The organism is Azospirillum sp. TSH58, assembly GCF_003119115.1.
Classification (GTDB): domain Bacteria; phylum Pseudomonadota; class Alphaproteobacteria; order Azospirillales; family Azospirillaceae; genus Azospirillum.
The window spans coordinates 1,698,145-1,720,697 of sequence record NZ_CP022364.1 but is presented as its reverse complement, the minus strand read 5'-3'; the positions used below and the strand labels follow the sequence as shown (position 1 = coordinate 1,720,697).

Annotated in this window: 21 protein-coding genes; 7 read left to right on the top strand and 14 right to left on the bottom strand. The window is 70.2% G+C overall.

Features of this window, described 5'->3' with window-relative positions:
* Positions 1–169: 169 nt before the first annotated feature.
* From rpsT to TSH58p_RS11635, 5 genes are all read right to left on the bottom strand, one after another.
* A complete protein-coding gene (gene rpsT / locus TSH58p_RS11655; RefSeq protein WP_094301467.1) occupies positions 170–430 on the bottom strand; it encodes a 30S ribosomal protein S20 in 261 nt (86 codons plus the stop codon).
* 173 nt (positions 431–603) lie between these two features.
* Positions 604–1,380 carry an enoyl-CoA hydratase gene (locus TSH58p_RS11650; RefSeq protein ID WP_109069262.1) on the bottom strand — a complete coding sequence of 259 codons (777 nt, stop codon included), beginning with the start codon at positions 1,378–1,380 and terminating at the stop codon, positions 604–606.
* 80 nt (positions 1,381–1,460) lie between these two features.
* Positions 1,461–1,922, bottom strand: a complete 462-nt coding sequence (locus TSH58p_RS11645; RefSeq protein ID WP_109069261.1) for a hypothetical protein — start codon at positions 1,920–1,922, stop codon at positions 1,461–1,463.
* A gap of 14 nt (positions 1,923–1,936) precedes the next feature.
* Positions 1,937–2,779 carry a bifunctional DNA-formamidopyrimidine glycosylase/DNA-(apurinic or apyrimidinic site) lyase gene (mutM, locus tag TSH58p_RS11640; protein WP_109069297.1) on the bottom strand — a complete coding sequence of 281 codons (843 nt, stop codon included), beginning with the start codon at positions 2,777–2,779 and terminating at the stop codon, positions 1,937–1,939.
* A gap of 100 nt (positions 2,780–2,879) precedes the next feature.
* Positions 2,880–4,784: a tetratricopeptide repeat protein gene (locus tag TSH58p_RS11635; RefSeq protein ID WP_109069260.1), complete on the bottom strand. Its 1,905-nt coding sequence runs from the start codon at positions 4,782–4,784 to the stop codon at positions 2,880–2,882.
* A 148-nt stretch (positions 4,785–4,932) separates the two neighbouring features.
* On the opposite strand from TSH58p_RS11635, the gene TSH58p_RS11630 reads away from it, so the two are divergent.
* The 3 genes from TSH58p_RS11630 (at position 4,933) to TSH58p_RS11620 (ending at position 8,141) form a co-directional block, all read left to right on the top strand.
* On the top strand, positions 4,933–5,742 hold the full coding sequence (locus TSH58p_RS11630) for a class I SAM-dependent methyltransferase (RefSeq protein WP_079285102.1): 810 nt from the start codon (positions 4,933–4,935) through the stop codon (positions 5,740–5,742).
* Between the two features lie 4 nt (positions 5,743–5,746).
* Positions 5,747–7,288, top strand: coding sequence for a 2-polyprenylphenol 6-hydroxylase (gene ubiB / locus TSH58p_RS11625; protein WP_247873942.1), 1,542 nt, complete (start codon positions 5,747–5,749; stop codon positions 7,286–7,288).
* Positions 7,289–7,409: 121 nt separating this feature from the next.
* On the top strand, positions 7,410–8,141 hold the full coding sequence (locus TSH58p_RS11620; protein WP_109069259.1) for an AAA family ATPase: 732 nt from the start codon (positions 7,410–7,412) through the stop codon (positions 8,139–8,141).
* On the opposite strand, the gene TSH58p_RS11615 is transcribed toward TSH58p_RS11620, so the two are convergent.
* Positions 8,096–9,904, bottom strand: coding sequence for an extracellular solute-binding protein (locus TSH58p_RS11615; RefSeq protein ID WP_109469224.1), 1,809 nt, complete (start codon positions 9,902–9,904; stop codon positions 8,096–8,098). The genes TSH58p_RS11620 and TSH58p_RS11615 overlap by 46 nt on opposite strands.
* A gap of 148 nt (positions 9,905–10,052) precedes the next feature.
* Between TSH58p_RS11615 and ppa the strand changes: the two genes are divergently transcribed.
* On the top strand, positions 10,053–10,610 hold the full coding sequence (gene ppa / locus TSH58p_RS11610) for an inorganic diphosphatase (protein ID WP_014238824.1): 558 nt from the start codon (positions 10,053–10,055) through the stop codon (positions 10,608–10,610).
* A gap of 93 nt (positions 10,611–10,703) precedes the next feature.
* Here the strand turns inward: ppa and TSH58p_RS11605 are convergent, their stop codons facing one another.
* Positions 10,704–11,645, bottom strand: coding sequence for an L-lactate dehydrogenase (locus TSH58p_RS11605; protein ID WP_109072595.1), 942 nt, complete (start codon positions 11,643–11,645; stop codon positions 10,704–10,706).
* A 297-nt stretch (positions 11,646–11,942) separates the two neighbouring features.
* Here TSH58p_RS11605 and TSH58p_RS11600 point away from each other — a divergent pair, with 297 nt between their 5' ends.
* Positions 11,943–14,627, top strand: coding sequence for a bifunctional acetate--CoA ligase family protein/GNAT family N-acetyltransferase (locus tag TSH58p_RS11600; protein ID WP_109072596.1), 2,685 nt, complete (start codon positions 11,943–11,945; stop codon positions 14,625–14,627).
* A 135-nt stretch (positions 14,628–14,762) separates the two neighbouring features.
* On the opposite strand, the gene TSH58p_RS11595 is transcribed toward TSH58p_RS11600, so the two are convergent.
* Complete coding sequence (locus tag TSH58p_RS11595; protein WP_014238828.1) at positions 14,763–15,752, bottom strand: D-glycerate dehydrogenase; 990 nt, start codon at positions 15,750–15,752, stop codon at positions 14,763–14,765.
* A gap of 231 nt (positions 15,753–15,983) precedes the next feature.
* On the opposite strand from TSH58p_RS11595, the gene TSH58p_RS11590 reads away from it, so the two are divergent.
* Positions 15,984–16,538: an SH3 domain-containing protein gene (locus TSH58p_RS11590; protein WP_109072597.1), complete on the top strand. Its 555-nt coding sequence runs from the start codon at positions 15,984–15,986 to the stop codon at positions 16,536–16,538.
* 151 nt (positions 16,539–16,689) lie between these two features.
* On the opposite strand, the gene TSH58p_RS11585 is transcribed toward TSH58p_RS11590, so the two are convergent.
* The 5 genes from TSH58p_RS11585 to TSH58p_RS11565 all read right to left on the bottom strand — a co-directional run bounded on the left by TSH58p_RS11585 (position 16,690) and on the right by TSH58p_RS11565 (position 20,837).
* On the bottom strand, positions 16,690–17,283 hold the full coding sequence (locus TSH58p_RS11585; protein WP_109072598.1) for a DUF3501 family protein: 594 nt from the start codon (positions 17,281–17,283) through the stop codon (positions 16,690–16,692).
* Positions 17,280–17,699, bottom strand: a complete 420-nt coding sequence (locus tag TSH58p_RS11580) for a rubrerythrin family protein (RefSeq protein ID WP_014238831.1) — start codon at positions 17,697–17,699, stop codon at positions 17,280–17,282. Before TSH58p_RS11580 ends, TSH58p_RS11585 begins: the two co-directional genes overlap by 4 nt.
* A gap of 182 nt (positions 17,700–17,881) precedes the next feature.
* Positions 17,882–18,313 carry an iron response transcriptional regulator IrrA gene (gene irrA, locus TSH58p_RS11575; protein ID WP_109072599.1) on the bottom strand — a complete coding sequence of 144 codons (432 nt, stop codon included), beginning with the start codon at positions 18,311–18,313 and terminating at the stop codon, positions 17,882–17,884.
* A 137-nt stretch (positions 18,314–18,450) separates the two neighbouring features.
* Entirely contained in the window at positions 18,451–19,848 is a 1,398-nt protein-coding gene (locus TSH58p_RS11570) for a nitronate monooxygenase family protein (protein ID WP_247874294.1), read from the bottom strand.
* Between the two features lie 239 nt (positions 19,849–20,087).
* Positions 20,088–20,837 carry a glycerophosphoryl diester phosphodiesterase gene (locus TSH58p_RS11565; RefSeq protein WP_109072601.1) on the bottom strand — a complete coding sequence of 250 codons (750 nt, stop codon included), beginning with the start codon at positions 20,835–20,837 and terminating at the stop codon, positions 20,088–20,090.
* 65 nt (positions 20,838–20,902) lie between these two features.
* On the opposite strand from TSH58p_RS11565, the gene TSH58p_RS11560 reads away from it, so the two are divergent.
* Positions 20,903–21,937, top strand: coding sequence for a lysine-2,3-aminomutase-like protein (locus TSH58p_RS11560; RefSeq protein ID WP_109072602.1), 1,035 nt, complete (start codon positions 20,903–20,905; stop codon positions 21,935–21,937).
* On the opposite strand, the gene TSH58p_RS11555 is transcribed toward TSH58p_RS11560, so the two are convergent.
* The gene (locus TSH58p_RS11555; protein ID WP_109072603.1) at positions 21,938–22,492 is read right to left on the bottom strand and encodes a TspO/MBR family protein; all 555 of its coding nucleotides are present in this window, start codon (positions 22,490–22,492) and stop codon (positions 21,938–21,940) included. It lies immediately after the preceding gene.
* Between the last annotated feature and the right edge of the window lie 61 nt (positions 22,493–22,553).

The window sequence follows — 22,553 nt, the reverse complement described above, 5'->3', positions numbered from 1 at the left end:
CCTTCACGCAAGACCAGAACCGCTGGAGGCGACTCGCCATCCAGCAGCCGTGATCCCCTGCCCCGCCGGAGTATTGCCGGAGGACTCGGAAGGAACGGAGACTGTACTTATCAAAAACGCAAAAAGCCGCGCCCAGACCTGGTGCGCGGCTTTATAACGCCGAGTAAACTCAGAGAGCCTTGATGCGGGCCGACAGGCGCGACAGCTTGCGCGACACGGTGTTCTTGTGCAGAACGCCCTTGGAGGCTCCACGCATCAGTTCCGGCTGCGCGGCCTTGAAAGCCTCAGCGGCTTCAGCCTTGTTGCCGGACGAGATCGCCGTCTCGACCTTCTTCACGAAGGTGCGGATACGGCTGACGCGGTTACGGTTGATCTCCGTACGACGCGCGGTTTGACGAATGCGCTTTTCAGCAGACTTATGATTGGCCATGAAAACCCTACTCCGGACGACACGCCTGTCCCAGTGCGAGGGGGCCTTATACGCTCCAGCCGAATGGGAGTCAAGGCACCGTCCAACACTGTTTTTCGGCAAAGGAAAGATTACGAGATCTTGACGGATTTCTGCCCCTCCCCCGCTAGATACGGGGGAGGAGTCGGGGGATGTCAGCGATGCTTCCAATCGGGCTGACGCTTTTCGGCGAAGGCGGCCATGCCTTCCTTCTGGTCTTCGATGGCGAAAGTCGCGTGGAAGATTCGGCGTTCCACCCGGATGCCCTCCGACATGGTCGTCTCGTAGGCGGCGTTGACGGCGTCCTTGGCCATCATGACGACCGGGCGCGAGAGCTTGGCGATCTTCTCGGCGACCTTCACCGCCTCGTCCACCAGCTCCGCCGCCGGCACCACGCGGCTGACGAGGCCGGCGCGCTCGGCCTCGGCGGCGTCCATCAGGCGGCCGGTCAGGCACATCTCCATGGCCTTGGACTTGCCGACGAAGCGGGTCAGGCGCTGCGTGCCGCCGGCGCCGGGGATGGTGCCGATGGTGATCTCGGGCTGGCCGAACTTGGCGGTGTCGGCGGCGAGGATGAAGTCGGCCATCATCGCCAGCTCGCAGCCGCCGCCCAGCGCGTAGCCGGCGACCGCGGCGATGGTCGGCTTGCGGCACTTGGCCAGCCGCTCCCACTTGGCGGTGATGAAGTTGGCCTTGTAGACGTCCATGTAGGAGAAGTTCTGCATCTCCTTGATGTCGGCGCCGGCGGCGAAGGCCTTCTCCGAACCCGTGACCACGATGGCGCCGACGGAGTCGTCGGCCTCCAGCGCGTCCAGCGCCTGGCCCAGCTCGGTCACCAGCAGGTCGGACAGCGCGTTCAGCGCCTTTGGCCGGTTCAGCGTGACGAGCCCGACCGGTCCGCGGGTTTCGACGAGAATGGTTTCGTACGGCATGATGCAGCAGGCTCCCGTGGTTTGCCCCCTCGCTCCGGGCGGGGGTGCTTCTGGTTTGCTCTTGGCCTCTTCCGGAGGACTCAGCGCGGAATCAGCGAGAAGCGGACGACCGTGGCCGCCGCCTTCCGGGCGGTGGCCCTCGCGGCGGTGGCGGGGGCCGGCTCGACGAATTCCAGGCGCAGCTCCTCGCCCTCCCGCAGGAAACTGGCGCCCCCGCCCGCCCGTTGCGCGGTGCGGCTCCAGCCGAGCTGGGGCATGGTCTGGTTGTAGAAGGACAGGACCGCGTTGCGGTCCATGGCGCCCGCCATGACGGACTGCGCGATGCGCCCGGCGGGCTTGTCGAAGACCAGCGGCGCCTCCTCGGCGGGGGCAAGGCCCGGCATGACCGGCACGTCCCCCATCCCTTCGACGTAACGGGCGGAGTCGGCCGCCCAGGCGGACGAGGTGGCGGGCAATGGAACCCCGGCCAGACCCGCAAGGGCGGGGCCGGCGAGGAGGAGGGCGGCGAGCGCCGCCCTGGCGGTGGCCGATGGAGCCGTCATACCCTCCACCTATATCAACGCTGGCGTTGCGGACAATAGAAAGTCGAACGGCCCGCCTGGACGATGCGGCGGATGCCCCCGGTCTTCGCCACGTCGCAGCTGCAGCCCGGACAGGGCGCGCCCTCGCGGTCGTAGACCGAGAACTGGTGCTGGAAGTAGCCGAGCTCCCCCGACGCCTGCCGGTAGTCGCGCAAGGACGATCCCCCCGCGGCGATGGCCCGCTCCAGCACCTCGCGGATCGCCGTGGCCAGCCGCTCCGCCTTGGCGCCGGTCACCGTGGCGGCGATGCGCGTGGGGCTGAGGCGGGCGAGGAACAGCGCCTCCGACACGTAGATGTTGCCGAGCCCGGCGACCACGCTCTGATCCAGCAGGGCGGCCTTGATGCTGGTCATCCGCCCGGCCAGCCGGTCGGCCAGCACCGGTCCGGAGAAGGCGTTGCCCAGCGGCTCCGGCCCGAGGGCGCGCAGCAGCGGGTGCTCGGCGAGCGTCTCCGCCATGGCGAGGTCCATCAGGCCGAAACGGCGGGCGTCGTTGAAGGTCACCACCGTCCCGGCGTCGGTCTCCAGCACGACATGGTCGTGGGCGCCCCAGGCGGCGGGCCGTTCCGGCGTGATGATCATGCGGCCCGACATGCCGAGATGGGCGATCAGCACCGTCCCGTCGTCGAGATGGACCAGGATGTATTTGGCGCGGCGGCGCACCGACTCGACGCGGCGCCCGGTCAGCCGCTCGCAGAAGCCGGCCGGAAAGGGAACGCGCAGGTTGGCGCGGCGCTGGAGCACCTGGACCAGCGTCCGCCCCTCCAGATGCGGGGCGAGGCCACGGCAGACGGTTTCGACTTCGGGAAGCTCGGGCATGATGGCAAGGAGGATGGTGGGAAGCGCCGGTTGACGCAAGGGGCACCTGTCGACGCCCATTCGGGAACGGGTCGCCCGCGGCGGCGGCGGAATGGCGCCCTCAGCCCTCCGCGCCGTCCACCAGCCCCCGCAAGGCGCGCGCCACCGCCTCCGCCGGGCCGGACCAGTCGCCGCTCCGGGTCTGGCGGAACAGGCGGGCGGAGGGGTACCAGGGGCTGTCGTCCCGTCCCATCAGCCAGCGCCAGTCCGGCGCGTGGGACAGCAGCAGCCAGACCGGATGCCCCAGCGCGCCGGCCAGATGGGCGGTCGCGTTGTCGATGGTGACGACGAGGTCGGTGGCGGCGATCTGCGCGGCCAGCCCCTCCAGGTCGTCCTTGCGGTCCAGCCCGGCAGGCAGCGCGATGGCGATGCCCTCCGCCGCCAGGGCCGCCACCTCCTCCGCGCAGTCTCCGTATTGCAGCACCACCATCTCGGCGCCCGCGCCGTGCAGCGTGCGCGCCAGATCGGCCAGCGGCACGTTGCGCAGGCGTCCCCATTTCGGGTTGGTGGTGTGCCAGGCAATGCCGACCAGGGGCCGCCGGCCGGTCCGCCGAAGCGCCGGCACCCGCGCCGGATCGGCTTTCAGGATCGGGCGGAGCCGGCGGAAATCCTCCTCGGCGCGCAGCAGCAGGCGCGGCAGGCTGCCCGACGGGATCTGCGCCGCGATGTCCGGGGCGGACAGGCGCGGGTCCGGCCGGGGGCCGCGCGGCACCACCTCCACCCCCGGCAGCGCGCGGGCGAACAGCGGCGCCAGCCGGGCGTCGCATTCCAACAGGCAGCCCGCCAAAGCCCCCGTTGATGATTGCGTCTCTTTCGTTGACGATTGCGTCAACAAGGGGAGCAGCGTGGCGAACATCAGCTCGTCGCCCACCCCCTGCTCCCCCCAGACGAGCAGCCGTCCGCCGCCGAGCGGCCCGCCGGTCCACAGCGGCTGCGGGAAGCGCCCGGCGGTGCGGCACCAGGGCTCGGCGGACCAGCGGTCCTCCCAGGCGTCCCAGCCCTCGGCGAAGCGCCCGAGCGCCAGCAGCGCCGAGGCCCGCGCCAGCCGCGCGTCGGCCAGGGCGGGATCGCGGGCGAGCGCCGCCTCCGCCTCCGCCAGCGCCGCCGCCGGATCGCCGCAGAGCGTGTGGGCGTCGGACAGGTTGTTGCGGATGGCCGCCGAGTCCGGCCGGAGCGCCGCCGCCCGCCGCAGGGCGTCCCGCGCGCCGTCCGGATCGCCCTGCCCCTTCAGCACGTTGGCCCGGTTGTTCCACAGCGCGGCGTCGGCGGGGTCCAGCGTCAGCCCGCGCTCATAGGCGCTACGGGCGGCGGGCAGCGCGCCGCGGTCCTTCCGCCACGCCCCCAGCCGGTTCCACAGCGCCGCCCGCTCCGGGTCGAGCCGCAGGGCGCGGCGCAGGTCCCTCTCCCCCGCGTCGGCCCGCGCGGCCAGCGCGCCCAGCAGGCCGGCGTCGTCCGGCGCCAGCAGCGCGGCCGCCCGCCGCTGGGCCAGCGCCGCGTCCGTCCGGCCCAGCGCGTCCAGCGCCCGGGCAAGGTTGATGCGCGGGTCGGCGAGCCCCGGCCGAAGCTCCACCGCCGCGCGCAGGGCCCGCTCCGCCGTCGCCGGGTCGCCGGCGGCCAGCCGGCGCACCGCGAAATTGTTGAGAAGCGCCACCCGCTCCGGATCGAGGGCGGCGGCGCGGGCCAGCGCTTCCGCCGCCGCGCCGAACCGGCCCAGAGCCTCCAGCAGGTTGGCGTGGTTGGCTTGCGGGTCGGGCTGGCTCCCATCCCCGGCGACGGCCTGCCCGACCAGGGCGCAGCCCTCCTCCAGCCGCCCGCATTGGGCGAGGAGAAGGCCGCGCAGATGCAGGGCCGGCGGGTGGCCGGGAACGGCGTCGAGGATTTGCCCGTAGACCGAGTCGGCCTCGGCGAAGCGCCCCTCCCGCTGGAGGTCGAAGGCGATCAGCAGGGCTTCCTGCAGCGTGGCCATGGTCCCCCCGTCCGTCCCCCATCGTCCACCCGCGGCACGGTGGCGAAGGCGGGGCGCGGGGTCAAGCCCGCAAAAACCGCGCGCCGGGGGTGCGTCACGGCAACGCCCCGGCTGGCGCAAGCCCAGGTCGCGCGCTATGTTGCGCGCCATGACCGATCCGCGCACCCCCTCCGCCCCGTCCCAGCCCGCAGCTCCGGCCCAGGCCACCGGCGTGTCCGCCGGGGCCGAAGGGAACTGGTTCGGCTACCGCCCCGTCGATCCCGACGCCAAGTCCGGCCTCGTCCGCGCCGTCTTCGACAGCGTGGCCGGGCGCTACGACCTGATGAACGACCTGATGTCGGGCGGCATCCACCGGCTGTGGAAGGACACGCTGATGGAGATGGTGGCGCCGCGCGCCGACATGACGCTGCTCGACGTGGCGGGCGGCACCGGCGACATCGCCTTCCGCTTCCTGGAGCGCGGCGGCGGGCGGGCCGTGGTCTGCGACATCACCGAGTCGATGGTCCGGGTCGGGCGCGACCGCTCCTACGACCGGAACCTGCTGACCGGCGTGAACTGGACGGTCGGCGACGCCGAAAGGCTGCCCATCGCCTCCCGTTCGGTGGACGCCTACACCATTGCGTTCGGCCTGCGCAACGTCACGCGCATCGACGCCGCGCTTTCCGAGGCGCGCCGCGTGTTGAAGCCCGGCGGAAAGTTCTTCTGCCTGGAGTTCAGCCACGTGGTCCTTCCGGTCCTGCGCGAGATCTACGACGTCTATTCCTTCCAGGTCCTGCCGCGGCTCGGCCGCATGGTGGCCGGGGACGAGGACAGCTACCGCTATCTGGCGGAGAGCATCCGCCGCTTCCCCGAGCAGCAGGCCATGGTCAAGCGCATCGAGGCCGCGGGCTTCGGCGCGGTGCGCGTGCGCAACCTGACGGGCGGCATCGCCGCGATCCATTCCGGCTGGCGGATCTGACCGGATGCTGTTCCGGACCGCCCGAAACATCGGCCGCCTCTTCGTGATCGGCCGCACGCTGGCGCGCTACAACGCGCTGCCGGAAACGCTGCCGCAGACCGCCCCCGGCTTCGCGCTGTTCTGGCGCTGGATCGGCAACGCCAAGGAGCCGGGCCGCGTCGGCCAGCGGCTGGCCCGCGCGCTGGCCGATCTGGGGCCGACCTACATCAAGCTGGGGCAGCTGCTGTCCACCCGCTCCGACCTCGTCGGCGAGCGGATGGCGCTGGATCTGGCCGAGCTTCAGGACAAGCTGCCGCCCTTCCCCGGCGCCCAAGCCCGCGCCATCGTCGAGGAGGAGCTGGGCGCCCCGATCGGGAAGCTGTTCCGCAGCTTCGACGAGGTGCCGGTCGCCGCCGCCTCCATCGCGCAGGTGCATTTCGCCGTCACCGCCGAAGGGCGGGAGGTCGCGGTGAAGGTGCTGCGGCCGGGCATCGAGAACGCCTTCGAGCGGGACATCGACCTGTTCTACTGGCTGGCCGAGCTGGCCGTCATGGTCATGCCCAAGCTGAAGCGGCTGCGCCCGCGCGAGGTGGTGGACACCTTCGCCCGCACCTCCCGCCTGGAGATGGAGCTGCGGATGGAAGCCGCGGCGGCGTCGGAGCTGGGCAACAACTTCAAGGACGACCCCACCTTCAACGTGCCGGCCATCGACTGGGACCGCACGGCGCGCCGCGTCCTGACGCTGGAGCGCATCCGCGGCTTCAAGGTGGACGAGTCGGAAAGGCTCGACGCCGCCGGCTTCAACCGCGACGAGATTTTGGCGAAGGCCTCGGCCAGCTTCTTCAACCAAGTGTTCCGCGACGGCTTCTTCCACGCCGACCTGCACCCCGGCAACCTGTTCGTGACGCAGGACGGCAACATCACCGCCGTCGATTTCGGCATCATGGGCCGGCTGGACCGGGCGACGCGGACCTACCTCGCCGACATGCTCATCGGCTTCCTGACCGGCGACTACCGCCGGGTCGCGGTGGTGCATTTCGAGGCGGGCTACGTCCCCCGCCACCAGTCGATCGAGGTCTTCACCCAGGCCTGCCGCGCCATCGGCGAGCCGCTGCAGAACAAGCCGCTGAGCGAGATCTCCGTCGGCCGGCTGCTCGCCCAGCTCTTCGCGGTGACCGAGCAGTTCGAGATGGAGACCCAGCCGCAGCTCCTCCTGCTCCAGAAGAGCATGCTGACGGCGGAGGGGGTGGGCCGCATCCTGAACCCCGACATCAACATGTGGGAGCTGGCGCGCCCGCTGATCGAGGACTGGATGCGCGAGAACCGTGGGCCGGAAGCCCAGATTCTCGACGATCTGGAGGCCGCGGTGTCGACGATCCGCCGCCTGCCCCGGCTGGTGAACCAGGCCGAACGCGCCGCCGCCGAACTGGCCGACGGCGGCCTGCGCCTGCACCCCCATTCGGTCAAGCACATGCTCGACCGCTGGGTGGAGCGCCGGATCAGCGAGCGCATCGCCCTGTGGATCATCGTCGTCCTGCTGACGGTGATCGCGGTCCGCGTGCTGTAGGGTCCTTTCCGGCGGCGCGCGGAAGGGGTGCGGCGGCGTGCCTCTCCCCCTTGGGCGTCGTTGACCCCGCCGCCGCCCCGCCGGACACTGGACTCGTCGCAACCGTTCGCGGAGGGAAGCCATGGCCCGCGACGAATTCCAGGCGCTTCTGACCTACGTCCGAACCGACCAGTTCCAGCCGCACCGGCCCCGCTCCGGCCCGCTGGAGTCCCCGCCCCCCGTCGTCACCATCGCCCGCGAGCACGGCACCGGCGGCGAGGCGATCGCGGCGAAGCTCGCCGAGTCGCTGGGGGTGCCCTGCTTCGACAAGGAAATCCTCGACGCCGTGGTGGCGACGGCCACCTCCGATCCCGCGCTGATGCGCCAGCTCGACGAGAAGCTGCCGGGGCGGGCGGGGATGTTCCTCTACGCCAGCCTGATGGGGCTGCACGACCCGCTGACCGAGTACCAGCGGCTGCTGACCCGCGTGGTCAACGGCATCGCCTTCCGCGGCGGGGTGATCGTCGGGCGCGGGGCGCATCTGCTGCTGCGCGGGGCGCCGCGCTTCCGCGTCCGCATCGTCGGCTCGGACGAGGTCTGCGCCGCGCGGCTGGCCGGCGGCGATCCCGCCAAGGTGGCCGACGCGCTGCACGAGGTGCAGCGGATCAACGCCGCCCGCGCCAAGTATTTCAAGGAGTTCTTCAAGGTCTCCAACGGCGATCCGCTGCAGTACGACCTGATCGTCAACACCGACCGCTTCACCGATCTGGACGCCGTGGCCGATGTGATCCTGCACGCCTACCGGGTCCATGGCGGGCATGGTGAGGCTCAGCCACCCTCCCCGATCCACCAGGACTCGACCAGCGGGCCGTAGAGGGGCGTCGCCTCCGGGTGCTTCAGCCGCGACCAGCGGGCCATGCGGTCCGCCGGGCTGTGGAACAGCGGCACCATGTAATGGCCCCACAGCAGCACCCGGTCGAGCGCGCGGACGCGGGCCACGAGGTCGGCGCGCGTCCGCGCCTCGGCGATGGAGGCGGCGATGGCGTCCACCACCGGGTCGCGGATGCCCGGATAGTTGCGGCTGCCCGGCTGGTCCGCCGCCTCGGACCCGTAATAGTAAAGCTGCTCGTTGCCCGGCGAGAGGCTGGAAATCCACCAGCGCAGGGTCATGTCGAAATCGAAATGATCCAGGCGCGCCTGATACTGCGCGTTGTCCACCGTGCGCACCGTGGCGGCGATGCCCAGCCGCTCCAGCGAGCGGGCGTATTCCAGCGCCACCCGCTCGTCCGCCGGATTGCCCAGCAGGATCTCGAAGGCGAAGGGGCGTCCCGCCCCGTCGGTCAGCCGCCCGCCCCTCACCCGCCAGCCCGCCTCCGCCAACAGGCGCAGCGCCTCGCGCAGGTTGCCCCGCGCCCCCGCCGGTCCGCCGCCGTCGGTGTGCGGCAGGGTGAAGGGTTCGGTGAACAGCGCCGGCGGCAGGCGGTCGCGGAAGGGCTCCAGCACCGTCAACTCCTCCGGCCCCGGCAGGCCCTCCGCCGCCAGTTCGGAGTTCGGGTAATAGCTGGCGGTGCGGACCAGCGCGCCGTGGAACAGGGTCTTGCCGATCCAGGCGAAATCGGTGGCGAGGCCGAGCGCCCGCCGCACCCGGATGTCCTGGAACGGCGGGCGGCGGGTGTTGAAGATCAGCCCGCGGGCGAACTCCGGGCGGCGGTGCGGCAGTTCCTCCAGCACGATCCGCCCCGCGCGGAGCGCCGGGCCGTCGTAGCCGGTGGCCCATTTGGCGGGATCGGATTCGCGCCGCACGTCGCCCTGCCCGGCCAGGAAGGCCTCCAGCGCCACCGAGTCGTCGCGGTAATAGGTGAAATCCAGCGCATCGACATTGAACAGCCCGCGCCGCGACGGCAGGTCCCGCCCCCAGTAATCGGCCACCCGTTCGTAGACGATGCGCCGCCCGGCCTCCGCCTGTTTGACCCGGTAGGGGCCGCTGCCCAGCGGCGGGTCGAGCGTCGTGGCGGCGAAGTCCCGGCCCGCCCACCACGCCTTGGCATGGATCGGCATCAGCCCCATCAGCAGCGGCATCTCGCGGTCGAAACGCCCGTCCGGGCCGGGGGCGAAGACGAAGCGCACGGTGCGGTCGTCCGGCGCCGCGGCGCTCGCCACCTTGGCGTAATACTGGCGGCGGTTCGGCGTGCCGTGGGCGCGCTGGACCTCCAGCGAGAACAGCACGTCGGCGGCGGTCACCGGCGTCCCGTCGTGCCATCGCGCGGCGGGGTTGAGGTGGAAGGTGGCGGCGCCGCGGTCCTCCGGCACCTCCAGGCTCTCGGCCAGCAGGCCGTAGAGGGAAAAGGGCTCGTCCCACGAGCGGGCAAGCATCGTTTCGAAGACGAAACCAAGACCCAGGGCGGGCACCCCCTTGACCACATGGGGGTTCAGCGTGTCGAAGCCGCCGGTCACCGCCTGGCGCAGGGCGCCGCCCTTCGGCGCGTCGGGGTTGACGTAGGCGAAATGGGCGAAGCCCGGCGGATAGGCGGGGTCCCCATGCATCGCGATGGCGTGGACAGCCTTCGCGGGGGGTTCGGCCCGCGCCGCAAGGGGAAAAAAGGCGAGACAGAGCAGCGCAAGAAGGATGAAGGGCATGGCGAAGGCTCGTCCCTTTGCCGCACCTGCGCAAGTGGCTTTGACTTATGCCCGCATCTGCCTAAACTCCGCGCGCGCGGCGCCGGGAGCTTTGGCCCGCGTCCACAACCAAGCGCAACCCGCTTTTGCAGTCGAAGGATGGTTTTCCATGGATCTCAGCAAGGTTCCGGTCGGCAAGAACGCCCCGTGGGACGTGAACGTGGTCATCGAGATCCCGTTGCGCGGCGAGCCGGTGAAGTACGAGATCGACAAGGAGTCGGGCGCGATGTTCGTCGACCGCTTCCTGCACACCGCCATGTACTACCCCTGCAACTACGGCTTCATCCCGCACACCCTGTCGGGTGACGGCGACCCGGTGGACGTCTGCGTGGTCGGCCGCCATTCGGTGATCCCGGGCGCCGTGCTGCGCTCGCGCCCGATCGGCGTGCTGTTCATGGAGGACGAGGGCGGCGAGGACGAGAAGCTGCTGGCCGTTCCGGTCGACAAGCTGCACCCGTTCTACAGCAACGTGAAGTCCTACAAGGACCTGCCGGAGATCACCACCGAGCAGATCGCCCACTTCTTCCAGCACTACAAGGATCTGGAAAAGGGCAAGTGGGTGAAGATCCTGCGCTGGGGCGACGAGCAGGAAGCCGCCAAGAAGATCCAGGAAGGCATGGAGCGCGCCGCCGCCGCCACCAAGGGTCAGCTCGGCCCGGTGGTCTGACGCGCCTCTCGACTGGACGGGTTGCAAGGACCGGCTCCGCACCGCGGGGCCGGTCCTGCAACGCGAACCGGCCCCGCTTTCCTCCTCACCCCATCACGGCAGCGACTTCTCCACCGAGGTCACCGCCTCCTTCAGGATGTCCGCGCTGCGCTTCAGCGCCGCCGCCTCATCCTCCGACAGGTCGGGCATCACCGTCTCCAGGACGCCGCCCGCCCCGATTACCCGCGGCAGCGACAGCGCCACGTCCGGCACCCCCAGCACCTCGTCGTTGAGGATGGAGCAGGTCAGCACCGCCCGCTCGTCCCCGGCGATCGCCGCCACGATGCGCGACAGGCCGCCGGCGATGCCGAAGGCGGTGTGGCCCTTGCCGTCGATGATGCGGTAGGCCGCCCGGCGCACCCCCTCGTCGATGGCGGCACGGTCCTCCGCCGTCAGGGGACGCTTCAGCCGCTCGGCGGCGCGGTCCACCGGCAGTCCGGCCACGGAGGCGCCCGACCACAGCAGGACTTCCGAATCGCCATGTTCGCCCACCACATGGGCGTGCACCGACTTCGCCGTCACCCCCAGCCGGTCGGCCAGCAGCGCGCGGAACCGCGCGGTGTCGAGGATCGTGCCGGAGCCGATCACCCGCGACGGCGGCAGGCCGGAGATGCGGGTGGCGATCTGCGTCATGACGTCCAGCGGGTTGGTCGCCACCAGCAGGATCGCGTCGGGCGCCGCCGCCAGGACCGCCGGGATGATCGCGCCGAACACCGCCGCGTTGCGCTCCAGCAGTTGCAGGCGCGTCTCGCCGGGCCGCTGCGCCACGCCGGCGGCCAGCACCACCACGCCGGCCCCGGCCAGCGCCGCGTAGCCGCCCTGGCGCACCTGGGCGGCGCGGGCGAAGGGCACGGCGTGGGCGATGTCCTGCGCCTGGGCCGCCGCCAGCTTCTCATTCATGTCGACCAGCACGACCTCGCTGGCCGAACCGCTCATCACCATGGCGAATCCCGCCGTGGCGCCCACCGCGCCGGCCCCGACGATCCCGACCTTCATGGCTCCCGCTCCCTGTTTTTCCGTTGAGGGTCAACAGGGTGGAGCATCGCGCCCGCCCGCTCAAGCCCCGATGCGCAGCGGGGATATCCGCTTCGGAGGGGGGCGCGACAAAGGGCGCCTGTACAAAGGTATGACCAATGTGTATGTTGCACCGCAACATGAGCGGCGATCGGTCGCGTTCCCGTCCTGCGATTGCCTCCTTACCGCTGATTGCAAGTCGACGGCCCCGGTCCGATCTTTAACGGAGTGGCGGCTGTTCGAGCCTTGCTGTGTGAGACGAACCCCCGGAACCCGGCCATGACCGTTCGCAACCTCGACCGCCTGTTCAAACCCGCATCCATCGCTCTGATCGGGGCGACCCGAAAGCCGAGCACCATCGGCGCCGTGGTGGCCCGCAACCTGTTCAACGCCGGGTTCGACGGCCCGATCATGCCGGTGACCGGCGAGCGTGCGGTCGAGGGGGTGCTGACCTACAAAACGGTGGACGATCTGCCGATCACGCCGGATCTGGCGGTGATCTGCACCCCCGCCGCCACGGTGCCCGCCACCGTCGAGGCGCTGGGCAAGCGCGGGACCAAGGCGGCCATCGTCATCTCCAGCGGCTTTTCCAAGGAGCAGACCCAGACCCTGCGCGAGGCGGCGAAGCCCCACCTGATGCGCGTCCTGGGTCCCAACAGCCTGGGCATCATGGTGCCGGGCCGCGGGTTGAACGCCAGCTTCGGCCATGTCACGCCGAAGAAGGGCGACGTGGCGCTGGTGGCGCAGTCCTCCATGGTGGTGACCTCCATCGCCGACTGGGCGACGGCGCGGGGGATCGGCTTCTCGCACCTGATCTCGATGGGCGACAAGGCGGACGTCGATTTCGGCGACCTGCTGGACTATCTGGCCGGCGACGCCACGGTGCGCGCCATCCTGCTCTACATCGAGAGCATCAGCGACGCCCGGAAGTTCATGTCGGCGGCGCGCTCCGCCGCCCGCCAGAAGCCGGTGATCGTCATCAAGTCCGGCCGCACCGACGAGGCGCTGGAGGCGTCCACCTCCCACACCGGGGCGCTGGCGGTGTCCGACGCCGTCTACGACGCCGCCTTCCGCCGCGCCGGCATCCTGCGCGTCACCGGGCTGGACGAGCTGTTCGACGCGGTGGGCACGCTGGGCACCGGCGCGCCGATCACCGGCGACCGGCTGGCCATCCTGACCAACGGCGGCGGCATGGGCGTGATGGCGACCGACAGCCTGATCCTGTCCGGCGGGCGGCTCGCCCAGTTCGCGCCGGAGACGATGGACGCGCTGGAGAAGGCGCTGGGCGCCGGCAGCGCCCGCAACCCGTTGCGCATCGGCGGCGACGCCCCGCCCAAGCGCTACGCCGACGCGCTGAACGCGCTGATGGCCGACCCCAACAACGACGCCGTGCTGGTGCTGAACTGCCCGACCGCGGTGACCGACGGGCGGGCCGCCGCGCAGGCGGTGGTCGACACCATGATCGCCAACAAGACGCGCAAGCACCCGGTGCTGACCAGCTGGCTGGGCGACAACACGGCGGCGGAGGCGCGCAAGCTGTTCGCCGCCAACCGCGTCCCCACCTACGACACGCCCAGCCACGCGGTGCGCGCCTTCCTGCATCTGGTGGAATACCGCCGGAACCAGGAGCTGCTGATGGAGACGCCGCCGTCGGTGCCGGAGGATTTCCAGCCCGACGGCATCACGGTGCGCAAGATCATCTCCCGCGCCATCGCCGAGAAGCGCGACTGGCTGAGCGAGTACGAGGCCAAGCGCGTGCTCGCCGCCTACGGCGTCCCGGTGGTTGACACCCGCCGCGCCGACACGCCGGAGGAGGCCGCCCACTGCGCCGAGATGATCGGCGGGCCGCTGGCGCTGAAGATCCTGTCGCCGGACATCACCCACAAGTCGGACGTCGGCGGCGTCGCCCTGCACCTGACCGAGCCGGCGGAGGTCAAGGCCGAGGCCGAGGCGATGCTGGCCCGCGTGCGCGAGGCGGTGCCCGACGCCCGCATCGAGGGCTTCACCGTCCAGGAGATGGCGGTGCGCGCCGACGCCTACGAGCTGATCGTCGGCATGACCGAGAACGAGCTTTTCGGCCCCGTCCTGCTGTTCGGCGAGGGCGGCATCGGGGTGGAGGTGGTGGAGGACTATGCGCTGGCATTGCCGCCGCTGAACATGAAGCTGGCGACGGAGCTGATGGGCCGCACCCGCATCTGGCGCCAGCTGCAGGGCTACCGCTCGCGCGCCGCGGTCGATCTGGAGGCGGTGGCGCTGACGCTGAACAAGATCTCCCAGCTCATCGTCGATTTCCCGGAGATCGCCGAGCTGGACGTCAACCCCCTGCTCGCCGACGCGGAGGGCGTGCTGGCGCTCGACGCCCGCATCAAGGTCGGCGTGCCGGCCCTGCCCGGCGCCAAGCGTCTGGCCATCCGCCCCTACCCCAAGGGGCTGGAGGACCGCATCACCATCAAGGACGGCCGCCAGTTCCTCGTCCGCCCCATCCTGCCGGAGGACGAGCCGCTGGTGCACCACATGGTGGCCAACCAGACGCAGGAGGATTTGCGGCTGCGCTTCTTCGCGCCGCTGAAGCGCCTGTCGCACCAGGCCGCCGCCCGCCTGACCCAGATCGACTACGACCGCGAGATGGGTCTGGTCGCCGTCGGGCCGGACCCCGAGACCGGCGACACCATCATGTACGGCGTGGTGCGCATCACCGCCGACCCCGACAACCTGCGCGCCGAATACGCCGTGATGGTGCGCTCGGACATGAAGGGCCAGGGGCTGGGCTACCAGCTGATGAACAAGATCCTGGACTACGCCCGCTCCCGCGGGATCAAGGAGGTCTACGGCGAGGTCCTGCGCGAGAACACCAGCATGCTGGGCATGTGCCGCGCGCTCGGCTTCATCCGCAAGGAGAACCTGGACGAGCCCGGTGTCGTCGAGGTCCGCATCGAGTTGGGCGGCGGGCTGGCCGCGGAGTAACCGCAGCGAGCCCTTGGATGGCGCCCACTTGGAAGCGACGAGGGAGAGGGCCATACTCATCGGCATGAGCGATCCGGCACCCCGCCCGACCGCGTCCTGTATGAGGGCGTCCTCTAGACGCCCTCTTCCACCGCCTTACAGCAGCGTTTCCAGGACGCGGTCGGGCGGGGCGTGGCCGTCCGCGAAGGTCTTGATGTTGATGATGACCTTCTCGCCCATGTCGATGCGGCCCTCGATGGTGGCGGAGCCCATGTGCGGCAGCAGGACGACGTTGTCGAGCCGCAGCAGCTTCGGGTTCACCGCCGGCTCATGCTCGAACACGTCCAGGCCGGCGCCGGCGATCTCGCCCTTCGACAACATCCGGGTCAGCGCCGTCTCGTCGATCACCTCGCCGCGCGAGGTGTTGACGATGAAGCAGTGCGGGCGCAGCAGCTTCAGCCGGCGCTCCGACAGCAGATGGTAGGTGGCCGGGGTGTGCGGGCAGTTGATGGACACCACGTCCATACGCGCCAGCATCTGGTCCAGGCTTTCCCAGTAGGTCGCCTCAAGCTCCTGCTCGACGTCCGGATAGACGCGGCGGCGGTTGTGGTAGTGGATCGACATGCCGAAGGCCCGCGCCCGGCGCGCCAGCGCCTGCCCGATGCGGCCCATGCCGAGGATGCCCAGCCGCTTGCCCTGGATGCGGTGGCCGAGCATCGTCGTCGGCCCCCAGCCCTTCCACTGGCCGGAGCGCACCAGCCGCTCGCCTTCCGCCACCCGGCGGCCGACCGCCAGCAGCAGGGCCATGGTCATGTCCGCCGTGTCCTCGGTCAGGACGCCCGGCGTGTTGGTGACGCTGATGCCGCGCTCCCGCGCCGCCTTCAGGTCGATGTGGTCCACGCCCGTCCCGAAGGAGGCGATGAGGCGGAGCTGCGGCCCGGCCTTCTCGATCACCTCGCGGTCGATCCGGTCGGTGACGGTGGGGACCAGCACGTCGGCCGTCTGCACCACGTCGATGAGCTGCGCGTGGGTCAAGGGCTCGTCGTCGGAGTTCAGCCGTGCGTCGAACAGCTCCATCATCCGCGTCTCGATGACGTCGGGCAGTTTCCGCGTGACGACGACGAGCGGCTTCTTCTTTTCGGTCATTGGACGGTGCCTCCCCCATTCCGGGCCGACGCTTGTCCTATCAAGCGGTTGGGAAGCTGTCCAGATGGCAGTGACGATTCGGCGCGGCGGCCAGCCTGATGAACCGCCCCGCCATGTGACAAGAACCGACGTCGCACGCCCGCCCGCGCCTTGCGCTTGCCCCCGGCGGCTACCCCTAATTATAGTGCGTCCGACTCAAATCCTTCCGATCTCCACAGCACGGGGCTGCCGGTGTTGCCGTTGCCGACGACGTCTGCCATCCGCCGCGCTCTCGCCGTTCTGGCGCTGGCCGTCGCAGCCCTGGCGCCGGTCACGCCGTCCACCGCCGACGCGTCGGAAGGCGGGCGGCGCGAGAAGGACCCGACCCACGCCTCGGGCCTGCCGATCCCCCGTTTCGTGTCGCTGCGCTCGGGCGAGGTGAATGCGCGCACCGGCCCCAACGTGCGCTACCCCATCGAATGGGTGTTCACCCGCAAGGAAATGCCGGTGGAGATCACGCAGGAATTCGACACCTGGCGCCGCATCCGCGACTGGGAAGGCAGCGAGGGCTGGGTGCACCAGAGCATGCTGTCGGGCAAGCGCAGCATCGTCATCACCGGCGACATCCGCACCGTCCGCAAGGAGCCGCGCGGCGACGCCGCCGTCGTGGCACGCGCCCAGCCGGGCGTGATCGGCTGGCTGCGCAAATGCAAGGGCGAGTGGTGCGAGGTGGACCTGAAGGGCTATCGCGGCTGGATGAGCCGTGGAGAGTTCTGGGGCGCCTACAAGGACGAGACGTTCGAGTAACGGGGGCGGCGTGCCCCCACCCTTCGTTTGCCCCCACCCTTCCCACGGCTGGCGCCGCGGGCCCCTTCCCTCCCCCGCTTCGCAGGAGAGGGACTTTTATCCCCTCCCTTGCGACAGCGGGGGAGGGTCAGGGAGGGGGCAAGGGTCTCCCCTACCCGAAATCCCCCGCAAGCTCCGCCCGCACCGCCTCCGGCATCACCGCCATGTGGCCGTACCGGGGGTGGCCGATGCCGAGGATCACCTCCGTCCCGGGCGTGCGGAAGGCGGCGATCTGCTCCGCCGTGAAATCGAAATGCAGGAAATGGACGGCGGACGCCTTGCCGGCCCCGTTCGTGCGCTCCACGTCCTCCTCCGGCCGGCCGGTCACCGTGTGGCCGGCGAAGCGCAGCGTCACCGTGCGCTCCACCCCGCCCAGCCGGCCAAGCTCGGCGGCGCGGCGCGCCGGGTCGGCGATCTCGAACATCACCGTGGCGACCAGTTCCGCCCCTTGAGGGATCAGGCCGTTGTAGGCGCGCAGTTCGCCGTCGATCTGCGCCTCGCCGCCCCGCTCGATGAACAGCATCTCGTGGACCTGCTGCCACATCGTCTCGTAATTCTCGAAAAGGACGAGGGCGTCGGGGCCGACCGCGACGCGGCGCGTCTTCTTCACGGCGACCAGCGCGCTGCGGCGGGCGGCGCGTTCCAGGGCGTAGCGGTCCGGGGGAAGGATGTCGGCGCGGGTGATCGCGGTGCGGCGCGCCGTCATGACGACAGCTGGTCCAGCATCCTCTGGAACCGCCCGGCGTGGCTGCGCTCGGCCTTGGCCAGCGTTTCGAACCAGTCCGCGACCTCCTCGAAGCCTTCCTCGCGGGCGGTGCGGGCCATGCCCGGATACATGTCGGTGTATTCGTGGGTTTCGCCGGCGATGGCGGCCTTCAGGTTGCTCACCGTGTCGCCGATGGGCAAGCCGGTGATCGGGTCGCCGGCCTCCTCCAGGAATTCCAGATGGCCGTGGGCGTGGCCGGTTTCGCCCTCCGCGGTGGAGCGGAAGACGGCGGCGACCTCGTTGTGGCCTTCCACGTCGGCCTTCTGGGCGAAATAGAGATAGCGGCGGTTGGCCTGGCTCTCCCCCGCGAAGGCCGCCTTGAGGTTCTGCTCGGTCTTCGTGCCCTTCAGCGACATGGCGGCGTTCTCCAGACGGGGTTCTGTCCGGCCCGGCCGCGCGCGGGCGTGGGGCCTCCGGCGGCCGAGCCTCGGCTACGGCTTATGCCATTGCTCCCAAAACGCGTCAATGTTCCGGAAATTCCCTGAAGGCCCGGTCGGGAGACGGATTTTTTCCGGAAGCGGCCTGCGGCCGCGAGCCTTCAGCGGTCGTCGCCCTGGTCCGCGCTCAGCCGGACGATCACGTCCACCCGCGCGATGCGCGTGCCCGGCGGGGCCGGCGGCAGATGCTGCACCACCACGTCGTCGCCGGGGATGTCCTCCAGCCGGCCCGTCCCTTCCAGGAAGAAATGATGATGGTCGCTGGTGTTGGTGTCGAAGTAGGACTTGCCCGCCTCCACCACCACCTCGCGCAGCAGGCCGGCGGCGGTGAACTGGTTCAAGGTGTTGTAGACCGTGGCCAGCGACACCCGCAGGTCCGCCCCCATGGCCTCGGTGTGGAGCTGCTCGGCGGTGACGTGGCGGTGCTCCCCTTCGAACAGCAGGCGGGCCAGCCCCAGACGCTGGCGCGTCGGGCGGAAGCCGGCCGTCTGCAGGCGGTCGAGGGCGCGCTTGAAGGGTCGGGTGCCGGTCATCGTCGTCTGTTCGCCGTGGTTCAGGTCACAAAGTCGAAACGCGAAACGGACCGCGGCGATCCGCCGCAGCCCGTTCACTTTAGAACGATTTCAGGTCGGGGGGCAAGCGCCCCCCGCAAACCCGCGTACCGCCGGCGTCAGTAGCCGGTGGCGATCCGCTCGACCAGCTGCTTCACGGTCGGGATGAACCCGTCCTTGTAGTAGGGGTCCGACGCGAAGCGGAAGGCGTTGTGACCGGCGAACATGAGCTGGTTTTCGCAGTCGTCGGTGTGGCTGACCGCCTGCAGGGTCTTCTGGATGCAGTAGGAGCGCGGATCGGCGCGCTTGCCGTTCGTGCCTTCCTCGTTCTGCGCCCAGTTGGAGAAGTTGCAGGCCGACAGGCAGCCCATGCAATCGACCTGATCGCGGTGGATGCGCTCCGCCTGCTCCGGCGTGACGAAGATGACCGTGCTGTCCGGCGTCTTCAGACCGCTGGTGAAGCCCTGGGACAGCCAGCCCTCGGCGCGGGCCTTGTCCGTCTCGGTCACATAGACCGGGCGGCCGCGCGGGCCCAGCGGCAGCTCGGCGGAATGCTCGCCCACCGGCTTGGGCAGATAGGCCACCTGACGCTCCGAGCGGGCCATCAGGTCCATCAGGAACGGGTTCTTGACGGCGGAGGAGTAGAAGCCCGTCGGCGAGAAGCGGTTCAGGAAGACGTCGCCTTCCTTCAGCGTCAGCAGGCGCTGCTTCCAGGCGTTGGAGATCGGGCTCTCCTGGGTCAGCAGCGGGCGCGTGCCGAACTGGAAGGCCACCGGACCGAGGTCGGGGTTGTCGATCCAGTCTTCCCAGTCGGACAGCCACCAGACGCCGCCCGCCATGACGATGGGGGTGTCGTTCAGGCCGAAGCTGTTCATCATCTGGCGCAGCGCCAGGACGCGGGGGAACGGATCTTCCGGCTTCAGCGGGTCCTCGGAGTTGGACAGGCCGTTGTGGCCGCCGGCCAGCCACGGGTCCTCGTAGACCACGCCGCCGAGGTTCTCGCGGAACTTGTGGTAGGCGCGCAGCCACAGGGCGCGGAAGGCGCGGGCCGAGGACACGATGGGGTAGTAGTGCACGCCGTAATGCACGGCGATCTCCGCCACGCGGTAGGGCATGCCGGCGCCGCAGGTGACGCCGTGGATCAGGCCCTGGGAGCCTTCCAGCACGCCGTGCAGGATGTGCTCGGCGCCGCCCATCTCCCACAGGACGTTCATGTGGATGCGGCCCTGGCCGTTCGACGTCTCGTGCGCGATGCGGGCCTGCGCGATGCCGCCCTGGATGCCGAACTTGATCAGCTCGTCATGGCGCTCGCGGCGGGTTTTGCCGTGATAGACCTGCGGCAGGAGATTCCCGTTCTCGTCGTAGCTGTCGGCGTTCACGCCCGAGAATGTGCCGATCCCCCCGGCCGCCGCCCAGGCGCCCGAGCTTTCCCCGTTGGAGACGGCAATTCCCTTGCCACCCTCGACGAGCGGCAGAACCTCCCGGCCAGACATCAGCAACGGCTTAAGCGCCTTCAACGAAACCTCCAAGACCATGAGAGCGCCCGCGCGCGGGCGCCCGGACAGCGCGACCCGAAAGACGACGAAAAACGCCGCCGGGAGTCATGCCCCCGACGGCCCAGCCGCCATGAGCGATCTATATATGAGGAAATTTCCGTGCGGACGAGCGGATTCGCGGTGTTAGAAAAAAATCTGTCACGGCGACTTTGCCCCAAACGTCAACCGGCGACCCCAAGGGCAACCGCTTTGCAACCGCCTTACAAGGGCGCCTGCCCGGCCAGCTCCGCCGCCAGCCGGCCCGGCGCGTCCGTGAAGAGTCCGGCCACGCCCCAGCCGAACAGCGTCCGCGCCCGCGCCGCGTCGTTGACCGTGTAGGCCAGCACCGGGCGCCCGGTGGCGCGGTAGGCGGCGATACTCTCCGCCGTCTGGCGGTTCTGGTGGACGTTCAGGGTGGCGGCGCCGATGCGGTCGGCGATGGCCGCCCAGTCGGCGGGCGGGTCCCACAGCAGGTAACCGCGCGGAATGTCCGGCGCCAGATCGCGCGCCACCTCCAGGCAGGGCACCTCGAAGCTGGACACCAGCAGGGGCAGGCCACCGGGCCACAGCCGCTTCAGCAGGTCCAGCGCGGCTTCCGCCGTCGGCACCTCCTGGCCGGGATAGGGTTTGATCTCCAGATTCAGCCCCAGGCCCAACTTGCGGATCAGGCCCAGCGCCTCCTCCAGGGTCGGCACCGTTTCGCCGGCGAAACGGGCGTCGAACCAGGAGCCGGCGTCCAGCGCCTTCAGCTCCGCCAGGGTCAGGTCCGGCACCGGCCCGGCGCCGCTGGTGGTGCGTTCCAGCGTGTCGTCGTGGATCAGCACCGGCACGCGGTCGCGGGTGAGCATCACGTCGACCTCGACCCAGGCGGCGCCTTGGCGGGCGGCCTCGCGCAGGCTGGCGAGCGTGTTTTCCGGCGCGCTTTCCTTGGCGCCGCGGTGGCCGATCAGGCGGGGAAGAGTCGACAGCATGGGTCCTGCGGGAGTAAGAGCGGGCCTCTCATACTAGGCGCAAAGCGGTGAATCGGGAACGAGCGATGAAGGCAGCCCACAGCGTGACCGATCTGGTGGCCGCCGGGCTGATGACGCCCGCGGCGGGCGAGGCCGTGGCCGCCGTGGCCGACCGCTACGCCATTGCCCTGACGCCGTACCTGCTGGAAACGCTGGCGGACGCCGCACCCGGCGATCCCCTGTACGCGCAGTACGTTCCCTCCCCCGAGGAGGCGTACACCGCGCCGGAGGAGCGCGCGGACCCGATCGGCGACGTGGCGCGCAGCCCGGTGAAGGGGATTGTCCACCGCTATCCCGACCGTGTCCTGCTGAAGCCGCTGCACGCCTGCGCGGTCTATTGCCGGTTCTGTTTCCGACGGGAAATGGTCGGCCCCGGCGGCGAGGCCCTGTCGCCCGACGAGCTGGACGCCGCCCTGGCGTACGTGCGTACGCATCCCGAGGTCTGGGAGGTGGTGGTGACCGGCGGCGATCCCCTGCTGCTGTCGCCGCGGCGCCTCTCCCACATCGTCCGCAGCCTGTCGGACATTCCGCATGTCGGGGTGGTCCGGCTGCACACCCGCATCCCCGTCGCCGACCCTGGGCGCGTCACCGCGGAGCTTGTCGAAGCGCTGAAGGCGCCGGAGCTGGCGACCTGGATGGCCATCCACGTCAACCACGCCGACGAATTGACGGAGCAGGCGCGCGGCGCCATCGCCCGTCTGGCCGAGGCCGGCATTCCCCTGCTCGGCCAGACGGTGCTCCTCAAGGGCATCAACGACGACGCGGCGGTTTTGGAGGCGTTGTTCCGGGGGTTGGTGCGCAACCGGATCAAACCTTATTACCTGCACCATCCCGACCTCGCCGCCGGCACCAGCCATTTCCGCCCGACCCTGGCCGAGGGACAGGCTTTGGTGAAAGGACTGCGCGGGCGTGTCTCCGGCCTGTGCCAGCCGACCTATGTGCTGGACATCCCCGGCGGGCATGGCAAGGCCCCCGCCGCGCCGGGCTGGGTGCGGCCCGACGGCGAGGGCAATTATGTGGCGGAGGACTTCACCGGGGCGACCCACCGCTACCGCGGCTGATCAGCGCGTTCCCAGCCCCGGCCCCAGCCCGAACAGCGGATCCGGGTTCAGGACGACGCCATGGACCGCGACGATGGAGGCGAATCCGGTCCACAGCACCAGCGGCAGCCAGCTCGCCGCGATGGCCCGGTCGTCCGGCCAGACCAGCAGGACGCAGGTCGAGGCGATGATGAAGTAGGCGATGGTCCAGGCCGCCGCCAGGATCGGGCTGCCCATCGTGAAATAGGCGAATCCGAAGCTGGCGTAGAGCAGCCACAGCGCCCCCTGCATCCCGATCAGCGCCGGGCGCCAGCGGATCGTCCAGGGGGCGTTCAGCAGCCGCACGCAGCCCCAGAGCTGGATCAGGCTGATGCTGAACCAGACGACCGGAAAGGCCCAGCCCGGCGGCTGCAGCGGCGAGGGCTGATAGCCGGGAAACGGTTCCCCACCCCGCTCGAACACACCATAGGTGTTGGTCAGCAGCCAGAAGACCAAAGCCTGCCACCAGTACACGCGGAAGGGCAGCGGGCCGGTGTCGGTTGCGGGTTCCGTCGGGACGAAGGAGCGGTGGTTCATGCCTTAGGAGATGGCACGGCCCCGCTTGCGGTCAAGCGCCCGCGTTGACGCATCCGGCGGA

Bases quoted from the DNA above. Each gene is read 5' to 3' on its own strand.
- TSH58p_RS11585 (WP_109072598.1), bottom strand. From the start codon at position 17,283: ATGACGGCGCGCCGCACCGCGATCACCCGCGCCGACATCCTTCCCCCG.
- TSH58p_RS11595 (WP_014238828.1), bottom strand. From the start codon at position 15,752: ATGACCGAAAAGAAGAAGCCGCTCGTCGTCGTCACGCGGAAACTGCCC.
- TSH58p_RS11645 (WP_109069261.1), bottom strand. From the start codon at position 1,922: ATGACGGCTCCATCGGCCACCGCCAGGGCGGCGCTCGCCGCCCTCCTC.
- TSH58p_RS11630 (WP_079285102.1), top strand. From the start codon at position 4,933: ATGACCGATCCGCGCACCCCCTCCGCCCCGTCCCAGCCCGCAGCTCCG.
- ppa (WP_014238824.1), top strand. From the start codon at position 10,053: ATGGATCTCAGCAAGGTTCCGGTCGGCAAGAACGCCCCGTGGGACGTG.
- TSH58p_RS11615 (WP_109469224.1), bottom strand. From the start codon at position 9,904: ATGCCCTTCATCCTTCTTGCGCTGCTCTGTCTCGCCTTTTTTCCCCTT.
- ubiB (WP_247873942.1), top strand. From the start codon at position 5,747: ATGCTGTTCCGGACCGCCCGAAACATCGGCCGCCTCTTCGTGATCGGC.
- TSH58p_RS11565 (WP_109072601.1), bottom strand. From the start codon at position 20,837: ATGCTGTCGACTCTTCCCCGCCTGATCGGCCACCGCGGCGCCAAGGAA.
- TSH58p_RS11600 (WP_109072596.1), top strand. From the start codon at position 11,943: ATGACCGTTCGCAACCTCGACCGCCTGTTCAAACCCGCATCCATCGCT.
- mutM (WP_109069297.1), bottom strand. From the start codon at position 2,779: ATGCCCGAGCTTCCCGAAGTCGAAACCGTCTGCCGTGGCCTCGCCCCG.
- TSH58p_RS11580 (WP_014238831.1), bottom strand. From the start codon at position 17,699: ATGTCGCTGAAGGGCACGAAGACCGAGCAGAACCTCAAGGCGGCCTTC.
- TSH58p_RS11620 (WP_109069259.1), top strand. From the start codon at position 7,410: ATGGCCCGCGACGAATTCCAGGCGCTTCTGACCTACGTCCGAACCGAC.
- TSH58p_RS11555 (WP_109072603.1), bottom strand. From the start codon at position 22,492: ATGAACCACCGCTCCTTCGTCCCGACGGAACCCGCAACCGACACCGGC.
- rpsT (WP_094301467.1), bottom strand. From the start codon at position 430: ATGGCCAATCATAAGTCTGCTGAAAAGCGCATTCGTCAAACCGCGCGT.
- TSH58p_RS11635 (WP_109069260.1), bottom strand. From the start codon at position 4,784: ATGGCCACGCTGCAGGAAGCCCTGCTGATCGCCTTCGACCTCCAGCGG.
- TSH58p_RS11650 (WP_109069262.1), bottom strand. From the start codon at position 1,380: ATGCCGTACGAAACCATTCTCGTCGAAACCCGCGGACCGGTCGGGCTC.
- irrA (WP_109072599.1), bottom strand. From the start codon at position 18,313: ATGACCGGCACCCGACCCTTCAAGCGCGCCCTCGACCGCCTGCAGACG.
- TSH58p_RS11560 (WP_109072602.1), top strand. From the start codon at position 20,903: ATGAAGGCAGCCCACAGCGTGACCGATCTGGTGGCCGCCGGGCTGATG.
- TSH58p_RS11605 (WP_109072595.1), bottom strand. From the start codon at position 11,645: ATGAAGGTCGGGATCGTCGGGGCCGGCGCGGTGGGCGCCACGGCGGGA.